The organism is Arthrobacter silvisoli, assembly GCF_003369445.1.
GTDB lineage: Bacteria > Actinomycetota > Actinomycetes > Actinomycetales > Micrococcaceae > Arthrobacter > Arthrobacter silvisoli.
Genome location: NZ_QRCU01000043.1, coordinates 80,558 through 90,152 on the forward strand (window position 1 = coordinate 80,558; position 9,595 = coordinate 90,152).

The following is a 9,595-nucleotide window of genomic DNA, read 5'->3' on the forward strand; positions in this document are numbered from 1 at the left end:
CAGCCGTCGCCGCCCCCAGCAGTCACCGAAAAAAGGTACCTTTCTAGAGTGAGCCCCGCAGACAAGCCCCCGTTCTACATCACCACGGCCATCAGCTACCCCAATGGCGCGCCGCACATCGGGCACGCCTACGAGTTCGTAGCCGCGGATGCGATGGCTCGTTTCAAGCGCCTGGACGGCCACGAGGTGTTCTACATGTCGGGGACGGACGAGCACGGGCTCAAGGTCCAGCAGACCGCGGACAAGGAAGGCATCACCGCCAAGGAACTCGTGGACCGCAACTCCGCGGCATTCCGTGAAGTCCACGACCTGGTGGGCAGCTCCTACGACCGCTTCATCCGCACCACGGACGCCGACCACTACGTGGCGAGCCAGGCGATCTGGAAGAAGATGGAAGCCAACGGCGACATCTACCTGTCCAAGTACGAGGGCTGGTATTCCGTCCGCGATGAGGCCTACTACGGCGAGGACGAGACGGTCGTCAAGGAAGACGGCGTGCGCTACTCCAAGGAGACGGACACCGAGGTCACCTGGACCGCCGAGGAGAGCTACTTCTTCCGGCTGTCCGCCTACCAGGACAAGCTGCTGGCCCTGTACGAGGCCCAGCCCGAGTTCGGGGCCCCCGGCTACCGCTTCAACGAGGTCATCAGCTTCGTCAAGCGCGGCCTCGAGGACCTGTCCATCAGCCGCACCACCTTCGACTGGGGCGTCCCGGTGCCCGGCGATCCCAAGCACGTCATGTACGTCTGGGTGGACGCCCTCACGAACTACCTCACCGGAGCCGGCTACCCGGACGTGGAGTCCGAGTCGTTCAAGAAGTTCTGGCCTGCCGACGTGCACGTGATCGGCAAGGACATTTCGCGATTCCACGCGATCTACTGGCCGGCCTTCCTGATGAGCGCCGGCCTGGAGCTTCCCAAGCGCGTCATGATCCACGGCTTCCTGCAGAACAACGGCGTGAAGATGTCCAAGTCCCTGGGCAACGTGGTGGCCCCGGCCGACTTCATCAGCCAGTACGGTGTGGACCAGATGCGCTTCTTCTTCCTGCGCGAAGTGCCCTTCGGCGCCGACGGCAGCTACAACCACGAAGCGATCGTGAGCCGCATGAACGCGGACCTCGCCAACAACTTCGGCAACCTCGCGCAGCGTTCGCTCTCCATGGTGGCGAAGAACTGCGAGGGCAAGGTGCCGGTTCCCGGTGCGTTCACCGCGGAGGACACCGCACTGCTGGAGCAAGCGGCGGCGCTGCTGGACACTGCGCGTGCCGCCTTCGAGAAGCAGGAATTCTCCCGTGCCCTCGAAGCGATCTGGGGCGTGCTGGGCGGCACCAACGCCTACTTCGCCGAGCAGGCCCCGTGGCAGCTGCGAAAGACCGACATCGAACGCATGAACACGGTCCTCTACGTCACCCTCGAGGTGGTCCGCATCGTGTCGATCCTCGTCCAGCCGGTCATGCCGACGTCGGCCGCGAAGCTCCTTGCAGCGCTCGGCCAGCCCGAAGGCGAGGCCCGCCAGTTCACCGCCATCGGCACGCCGATCGTAGCCGGCACCGAACTTCCCGCGCCCGCCCCGGTCTTCCCGCGGTACGAAGAACCCGCAGGGGCCTGAACCATCACGCGGCAAGCCCTCCCGCACCGGTCGTCCGTTCACGTCCGGCGCGGGAGGGCTTCCCCGTTCCCGGGAAGGCAGCCCGGGAAGGCAGCCTGGGTGCGGGGCTCAGGTGGTGGCCAGGCCCTGGACGGGCGAGAGGCGTGCGGCCCGGCGGGCCGGCACCACCGAGGCCAACAACCCGGCAACGACAGCCACTGCGAAGACCCCCAGGAGCTGCAACCAAGGCACCACCGGGACCACGTCTGCCACCGGGCCGAGCGCAGCCTTGGCACCGAGCCAGCCATAGGCGATGCCCAGCGCTGAGCCCAGCACCGCCGCAACGCCGGCCACCAGCACGGCCTCGATGGCAAGCATGCCGCGCAGCTGTCCCCGCGTGAGGCCGAGCGCCCGCAGCAGCGAGTTCTCGCGGGTCCGCTCAAGCACCGACAAGGACAGCGTGTTCGCCACCCCGATCAGGGCGATCACGACGGCGATCCCCAGGAGCGCGGTGACCACCAGCAGGAGCACATCGATGATGCTGTTGAAGACCACGCGTTCCACGGCGGCCCCGCTGACGTTGTGCACGGGAACTCCGAAGGCGGCCGCGGCCTCGCGCTGGATCGCCTGGATCCGCTCGGCGGAGAGCCCGTCGTCGAGCTTGAGCCAGGCGGCGCGGGGCAGGGCCCCTGCCGGCGAAGCGGACTGAGCCGAACCGGCGGTGCCTGGCGTGCCGGCCGGGCCGCCCAACAGGGGTGCCGCCGTCGTGCTGTCCATCAGCGGCTCGATGCTGCCCGTCCGCAGCGTCCTGCCCGCGAAGCTGTGCGTGCCGCCCGCCCCGGTGACCGTGACCTTGCCCAGGACCAGCCGCTCGGGAAGGTACACGGTGTCCGCCTGCGGCCGCAGGGCAGGATCGCGGAGCACCGCGGCGGCGTCACCGGGGCTGATCGCGAACACAGGGCTCCCGTCCGCGGCCGTGCCCGGGGCCGTGATGGTGCCCGCCGCCTTCAGCAGGACGGCGGCCTGAACGCCGTCGAGCGCTTCGATCTTCCGCAGCGCCGCCGTGTCCGCGCCGTCGGCGCCGTCGACGCGGACGGCCAGGTCCACCGGGTAGTTCTCGGCAAGCATGGCGTTGAACGCCTGCCTCGAGGTGGCGGCCCCGGTCATCATGAGGGTGACCAGGGTGACGCCGATCAGGAGCGCAGCAGCCGTGGCCGAGGTGCGCGCGGGGTTGCGCACCGCGTTGACGGCGGCGAGCCGGCCCGGCACGCCGGCCGGCGAGGCCAGCTTGCCCGCGGCGGCAACCGCAGGCGGGATGAACAGGCTGGCGCACAGCAGGACGCCCACGAAGGACAGCGCTCCGGCCGGCATGGCAAGCAGCAGCATGTTGAACATGGCCCCGAGCACCAGCAGCGGCACCCCGGCCGCCAGCGCCGCGAGGCCGAGCCAGAGCCGCACGCGGCCGCGCTTGTTGCGCAGGCTCGCGTCGTCCGAGGGGCGCAAGGCCGCCAGGGGAGCCACCGCCGTCGCGGCCTTGGCCGGCAGCAGCGCGGCAACCACGGTGAGCAGCGTTCCGGCGAGCAGCCCGGCGATGATTGCCGACGGCGGCACGGCCAGAGTGGCGAACGACTGTTCAGGGGTGGTCCGGGCCCAGGCGATGAGGGCGGCCATCAACCCCGCCCCGGCGAGCACGCCGAGGACCGAGGACACGAGGCCGAGCACGGCGGCTTCGAAAAGCACGGAGGAGCGGATCTGCGCCTTTCCCGCACCCAGGCAGCGCAGCAGCGCGAGTTCCCGGGTCCGCTGGGCGACCAGCACTGAGAAGGTGTTCGCCACGACGAGCGTGGAGACCACGATCGCCACTCCGGCGAACGCCAGAAGGATGATGGTGAGCTGGTCCTGCCCGCCGCTCATCTGCGCGACCGCGGCTGTCACCTTTTCCCCGGAGGTCTGCACCAGGGCGTCCCCGGCGCCCGCGGCCTTGAGCCGCTGTCCGAGGTAACCGACCGCGGCCGCCTGGTCCTGGCCGTCCTTGAGCTGCAGCTGCAAGCCGGTGAAGCCAGTGCCGCCGTGGCCTTCACTGCCTTGGCCTGCGCTGCCGGACGCGAGTGAAGCCACTGTGCCGTCGGCTGCGAGCAGCTGGGGGAACGGCGCTGCGAAGGGATCGTTGCTCGGCTGCAGCAGGCCGGTGATGCGGAAGGTCAGGGTGCGGGGCTTGCCGGCAACCGTCGGCGCCCCCGCGGTGCCCACTGTCAGCTCGCTGCCGGTGCTGAGGCCGAGCCGCCCGGCGGTCGTGGAGTCGACGGCGGCCTCGTCCGCGGCCGCAGGGTAGCGGCCGGACAGCAGGACCGAAGGCTCCATCGCGGCGGGGGCAAGGTTCCGGACCCGTGCGATTTGTTCGCTGCCGCCGTCGTCGATGGTCACGGCGGCGTACCGCTCGGCATAGCTTCCCGCGACGGCGGGAGCAGAGGCGGCGGCGTCCACTGCCGCTTGGGAAAGCCCGCCGCCGTCCTTCGGAGTCACCACCAGCTGGGCCTTGCGGTACGCCTCGCCGACGCTGGCACCCAGGGATGCCTGCGTGCTGGCGCCCACCATGAGGGTGCTGGAAAGGAAGGCGACGGCCAGCAGTACGGCCAGGCCGATCGCGATGAAGCGCCGGAACTGCGTGGAGAGCTGGGACAGGGAAACGCGCAGCATGCTCAGGCCCCCAGCTTGCCCAGGGCGGCCAGCACCGAATCGGCGGTGGGATTCTCCAGCTCTCCCACCAGGTGGCCGTCGCTCATCAGCACCACGCGGTCGGCGTAGCTGGCGGCCACGGGATCGTGGGTGACCATGATGATGGTCTGGCCCAATTCCTGGCTGCTGCGGCGCAGCATCGCCAGGACCTCGCCGCCTGCCTTGGAATCGAGGTTGCCGGTGGGTTCGTCGCCGAACACTACGTCCGGCCGGGTAAGCAGGGCCCGGGCCACGGCAACACGCTGCTGCTGGCCGCCGGAGAGTTCATGCGGCCGGTGGGTGAGCCGGTCCTTCAGGCCCAGCGTGCCCACAATGTAGTCGAACCAGGCCGGATCCGCCGTGCTGCCGGCCAGGGCCAGCGGGAGGGTGATGTTCTGTTCTGCACTGAGTGTGGGGACCAGGTTGAAGGCCTGGAACACGAAACCGATGCGTTCGCGGCGCAGGGCCGTCAGTTGCCGGTCGTTGAGGGCGGAGATCTCCGTGCCACCGAGCACGATCCTGCCCGCATCGGGGGTGTCCAAGCCCGCGAGGCAGTGCATCAGGGTGGACTTGCCGGAGCCGGACGGGCCCATGATGGCCGTGAAGCGGCCGGCCTCGAAGGCGACGCTGACGCCGTCGAGCGCTTTGACCTGCGCATCGGCTTTGCCGTAGTGCTTGCTGAGCATGGACGCTTCAACAGCCGGCGCTGCGGAGGGTGAGGAGGAACCGGACGGGCGGGGAAAGGGCGCGAAAGTTGTCATGCTTCCACGCTATTTTCGCCCGGCATCCCGGCGGATCGGGCTGCGGGGCGATTCCTGGTGCCCGTTCCTCATACCGTGGTCTGAGCCGGCCCGCGGTGGAGTACGTCCGAAGGGCGGGGCCTCAGTTGCCGGGGGAGACCACGCCGGTTTCGTAGGCGATCACAACAATCTGCACCCGGTCCCGGGCTTCGAGCTTGGCCAGGATGTGCCCCACATGGGTCTTCACCGTGGCCTCGGACAGGAAAAGGTCACCTGCGATTTCCGGGTTGGAGCGGCCCTGCGCGATCAGTTCGAATACGTCGCGCTCGCGGGCGGTCAGGCGTTCGACGGCGGCCGCGTGCCCGTTCTGTTCCGGTGTCCGGGCACGCAGCAACGGAGCTACATGGTCCAGGAGCCGGCGCGTGGTGGACGGCGCGATCACCGCGTCGCCCCGGTGCACGGTGCGGATGGCCTCGAGGAGTTCCTCCGGCGGGGCGTCCTTGAGGAGGAAGCCGCTGGCGCCGGCCTCGATCGCGGCCAGGGCATACTCGTCGAGGTCGAAGGTGGTGAGCACCACGATCTTCGGTCCGGACGCCTGGCCTGCCGGCATTTCCAGGATCCTGCGCGTGGCTTCGATTCCGTCCATGCCCGGCATGCGCACATCCATGAGGACCACGTCCGCGCTGGTGGCCGCCAAGACCCGCACGGCGTCGAAACCGTTTCCGGCCTCTGCCACCACTTCCAGGTCCGGCTGCGAATTGATGAGCATGCCGAAGCCGGAACGGACCAGCTGCTGGTCGTCGACGAGGGCCACCCGGATGGCTCCGGCCGTTTCAGTCATGGTTCAGGACTCCGAGTAGGGGATGAAGGCGGACACGCGGAAACCGCCGCCGCTGGCCGGGCCGGCGTCCAAGGATCCATCGTAGAGGGCGATCCGCTCGGCCATTCCACGCAGCCCGTTGCCGTCACCCTGGCCAGGGTCGGCGGCGGCTCCGCGGCCGTCGTCGAGCACGTCGATCCGCAGCCCGCGCCCCTCCCACTGCAGGTCTACCGCGGCCCGGGCCCGGGGGCCGGCGTGCTTGATGACATTGGTGAGCGCCTCCTGGACCACGCGGTACGCGGTGAGTTCGGCACCCGGCGGCAGCCGGCGCCGTGATCCGCCGGACAGTCCGGAGGCAACCCCGCCCTGCTCCAAGGACAGGGTGAGGCCGGCGGCACGGAAACCCAGGAAGAGTTCGTCCAGGTCCGAGAGCCCGGGCAGGGGGCGGGTGCCGGACTGCTCGTCGGAGCGCAGCACGCCCAGCAGGCGCCGCATCTCGGCCAGGGAGTTCCGGCCGGTGCCGGCGATGGTGGCCAGGGCTTCGGTGGCGAGCTCGGGCTTTGCGGCCGCGGCGTAGCGGGCGCCGTCGGCCTGGGTGATGATCACGGCGAGCGAGTGGGCCACGATGTCGTGCATTTCGCGGGCAATGTGCGAGCGCTCATCGGCGGCGGCGAGCTGGCGTTCCTGCTGCTGTTCGATCTCCAGGCGGCGGTTGCGGTCCTCGAGGGCCTGCAGCTGCAGGCGGCGCACCCGGGTCAGGTCGCCCAGGGTCCAGCTGACCAGGACGAGCATCCAGACCAGCACCGTGTAGGTAGCGCCCACCGTGAGGTCCTGGATGCCGGAGGTGACGCCGCTGCCGTAGTAGCGGGTAGTCAGCATGACCGCCCCCACCAGGCCGAGCACCAGCACCGCGCGGCTCGCCCACACGGGACCATAGGCGGCCACCGCGTAGATGATCAGCGGCACGGCGATCTGGCCGGCCACCGGCTGGACCGCCAGCGCCCATTGGACCAGGCAGATGAAGACCACGACGGCGGCAGCCGCCACCGGGCGCGTGCGCCGCCACGCCAGCGGCACCAGAAGGGCGGCGGAGAGCAGCGCCAGCGGCGGGCGGGACGCGAACGCGTAGACAGGGCCGAGGATCAGGACCAGGACGGCGGCGACGGCGCAGTCCACCTTGAAGGGGTTGCGCCGGAACCAGCTGTAGAGTGCATGCCGTCTGTCCACCCATGCACTCTATCCGCCGCCGGAATACGCCCACATCATGCCGTGGTCTGACAAGGCTGTGCGGGCACGCCGCCAGCAGTTCGAATAATGAGACGTTTTTGACCAGAATGTGGATGCGTTGGCACGCTGGTGGAATGAACGCACGGTCCATTAATCTCGCAGTCATCCCCGGCGACGGCATCGGCCCCGAAGTGATCGCCGAGGCCGTCAGGGTCCTGGAAAAAGTTGTTGCCAGCGAAGGCATCACCCTTGAGCGCACCGAGTACAAGCTCGGCGCGCAGCACTGGCTGGAGACCGGCGAAACCCTGCCGGATGAGACCCTCGAAAAGCTCCGCGGGCACGACGCCATCCTCTTCGGCGCCGTCGGTGCGGCACCGGGGGATACCCGCATCCCCTCGGGCATCATCGAGCGCGAGATGCTGCTCAAGCTGCGCTTCAGCCTGGACCACTACGTGAACCTGCGTCCCTCCCGCTTGTACGGCACGGTGGGCAGCCCCCTGGCGAACCCGGGAAACATCGACTTCATCGTGGTCCGCGAGGGCACCGAAGGACCGTACGTCGGCAACGGCGGCACCCTGCGCGGCGGAACCCCGTACGAGGTGGCCACCGAAGTCTCGCTCAACACCGCCCACGGCGTGGAGCGCGTTGTCCGCGACGCCTTCCGGCGCGCCAACGCCCGGCCCCGCAAGCATGTCACCCTGGTCCACAAGCACAACGTCCTGGTGTACGCGGGCCACCTGTGGAAGCGCACGGTGGAGGCCGTGGCCCGGGAATTCCCCGAGGTCACCCACGACTACCTGCACATCGACGCCGCCATGATCTTCCTGGTCACCGACCCGGCGCGCTTCGATGTCATCGTCACGGACAACCTGTTCGGCGACATCATCACCGACCTCGCCGCAGCCGTTACCGGCGGCATCGGCCTGGCCGCCTCCGGCAACATCAACATGGACCGCACGGCACCGTCCATGTTCGAACCGGTGCACGGATCCGCACCGGACATCGCCGGCCAGCAGAAGGCGGACCCCACCGCGGCCATCCTCTCCGCGGCACTGCTGCTGGACCACCTCGGTTACGCCGATGCGGCCCGCCGGATCGAGACCGCCGTGGTCTCGGACGTCGAGTCCCGCACCGGCGAACCGCGCGGCACCGCCGCCATCGGCGACGCCATCCTGGCCGCCCTGTAGGCGGACTTTTGCGCCCCGTCCCGGGGCGTAAGCTTGACTTGAATTACTTACATGCTGCCGTGGTCCGCCGTTGAACCATGCTCCGGGGGATGGTTTTTCCCGCGGACGGGGTTCGCGTCGGCCGGTAGCCGATAGTGGAGGAACCATGACTCAGACTGCCCATGGCGTCGAATTCAGCCAGCAGTTCTCGGCGAACCCGAAATCTGCTGAAGAGCGTGCGGCCATCCTGGCGAACCCAGGCTTCGGCGACCACTTCACCGACCACACTGCGGTTGTCGACTACAAGGTCGATGCCGAAGGCAAAGGCGGCTGGTACAACGCACGCATTGAGCCCTACGGTCCCATCTCCCTGGACCCTTCGGCCGCGGTGCTGCACTACGGCCAGGAGATCTTCGAAGGACTGAAGGCCTACCGCCATGCCGACGGCTCGGTCTGGACCTTCCGTCCCGAGCGCAACGCTGCCCGCCTGAACCAGTCCGCGCACCGCCTGGCCTTGCCGGAACTGCCCGAGGAATACTTCCTGGGTGCCATCCGTGAGCTCGTACAGGCGGACAAGGACTGGGTTCCCTCCGGCGACGGCGAGTCCCTCTACCTGCGGCCCTTCATGATCGCCACCGAGGCCTTCCTGGGTGTCCGGGCGGCACGCGAGGTCTCCTTCCGCGTGATCGCTTCGCCCGCCGGCAACTACTTCGGCGGCGAACTCAAGCCCGTCTCGATCTGGATCTCCCGCGAATACGCCCGCGCAGGCCGCGGCGGAACCGGCGCGGCCAAGTGCGGCGGCAACTACGCCGCCTCGCTGATCGCCCAGCAGGAAGCCGAAGCGCACGGCTGCAAGCAGGTCCTCTTCCTGGACCACTTCAACGACGACGCCGTGGAAGAACTCGGCGGCATGAACGTCTTCTTCGTGATGAAGGACGGCTCCCTGGTCACCCCCGCGCTGACCGGGACCATCCTCGAGGGAGTCACCCGCTCCTCGATCATCCAGGTGGCAAAGGACATGGGCCGCGAGGTTGCCGAACGCAAGATCACCCTCGCCGAATGGCGCGACGGCGTGGCGTCCGGCGAGATCGCCGAAGTGTTCGCCTGCGGCACCGCCGCCGTCATCACCCCGATCGGCGTGCTGAAGGATGAAACCGAGTTCATCGGTTCCGAGGACGCCGTGGCCGGCGAAGTCACCATGGCCATCCGCGAGCAGATCCTGGGCATCCAGACCGGCACCATCGAGGACAAGCACGGCTGGCTGACCCGCCTCGCCTGAGGCCCCACCGGCTCCCGTACGGAACGCCCGACGGCGGCCTGCCCACCCAGTGGGCAGGCCG

General features: G+C 69.0%; 7 protein-coding genes. 3 read left to right on the top strand and 4 right to left on the bottom strand.

Features of this window, described 5'->3' with window-relative positions; all coding sequences use genetic code 11:
• Positions 1 to 48 precede the first annotated feature (48 nt).
• Positions 49 to 1,608 carry a methionine--tRNA ligase gene (gene metG / locus DWV11_RS13210; RefSeq protein ID WP_115789383.1) on the top strand — a complete coding sequence of 520 codons (1,560 nt, stop codon included), beginning with the start codon at positions 49 to 51 and terminating at the stop codon, positions 1,606 to 1,608.
• A 108-nt stretch (positions 1,609 to 1,716) separates the two neighbouring features.
• Here the strand turns inward: metG and DWV11_RS13215 are convergent, their stop codons facing one another.
• The 4 genes from DWV11_RS13215 to DWV11_RS13230 all read right to left on the bottom strand — a co-directional run bounded on the left by DWV11_RS13215 (position 1,717) and on the right by DWV11_RS13230 (position 7,089).
• Entirely contained in the window at positions 1,717 to 4,284 is a 2,568-nt protein-coding gene (locus DWV11_RS13215; RefSeq protein ID WP_115789384.1) for an ABC transporter permease, read from the bottom strand.
• Positions 4,285 to 4,286: 2 nt separating this feature from the next.
• Complete coding sequence (locus DWV11_RS13220; protein ID WP_115789385.1) at positions 4,287 to 5,063, bottom strand: ABC transporter ATP-binding protein; 777 nt, start codon at positions 5,061 to 5,063, stop codon at positions 4,287 to 4,289.
• A 121-nt stretch (positions 5,064 to 5,184) separates the two neighbouring features.
• Positions 5,185 to 5,883 carry a response regulator gene (locus DWV11_RS13225; RefSeq protein WP_210725745.1) on the bottom strand — a complete coding sequence of 233 codons (699 nt, stop codon included), beginning with the start codon at positions 5,881 to 5,883 and terminating at the stop codon, positions 5,185 to 5,187.
• A 3-nt stretch (positions 5,884 to 5,886) separates the two neighbouring features.
• A complete protein-coding gene (locus DWV11_RS13230; protein ID WP_115789386.1) occupies positions 5,887 to 7,089 on the bottom strand; it encodes a sensor histidine kinase in 1,203 nt (400 codons plus the stop codon).
• 134 nt (positions 7,090 to 7,223) lie between these two features.
• Here DWV11_RS13230 and DWV11_RS13235 point away from each other — a divergent pair, with 134 nt between their 5' ends.
• Both DWV11_RS13235 and DWV11_RS13240 read left to right on the top strand, forming a co-directional pair.
• Positions 7,224 to 8,276, top strand: a complete 1,053-nt coding sequence (locus DWV11_RS13235) for a 3-isopropylmalate dehydrogenase (protein WP_115789387.1) — start codon at positions 7,224 to 7,226, stop codon at positions 8,274 to 8,276.
• A gap of 145 nt (positions 8,277 to 8,421) precedes the next feature.
• Positions 8,422 to 9,534 carry a branched-chain amino acid aminotransferase gene (locus DWV11_RS13240; protein ID WP_115789388.1) on the top strand — a complete coding sequence of 371 codons (1,113 nt, stop codon included), beginning with the start codon at positions 8,422 to 8,424 and terminating at the stop codon, positions 9,532 to 9,534.
• Positions 9,535 to 9,595 lie beyond the last annotated feature (61 nt).

Bases quoted from the DNA above. Each gene is read 5' to 3' on its own strand.
- DWV11_RS13220 (WP_115789385.1), bottom strand. From the start codon at position 5,063: ATGACAACTTTCGCGCCCTTTCCCCGCCCGTCCGGTTCCTCCTCACCC.
- DWV11_RS13215 (WP_115789384.1), bottom strand. From the start codon at position 4,284: ATGCTGCGCGTTTCCCTGTCCCAGCTCTCCACGCAGTTCCGGCGCTTC.
- DWV11_RS13225 (WP_210725745.1), bottom strand. From the start codon at position 5,883: ATGACTGAAACGGCCGGAGCCATCCGGGTGGCCCTCGTCGACGACCAG.
- DWV11_RS13235 (WP_115789387.1), top strand. From the start codon at position 7,224: ATGAACGCACGGTCCATTAATCTCGCAGTCATCCCCGGCGACGGCATC.
- DWV11_RS13240 (WP_115789388.1), top strand. From the start codon at position 8,422: ATGACTCAGACTGCCCATGGCGTCGAATTCAGCCAGCAGTTCTCGGCG.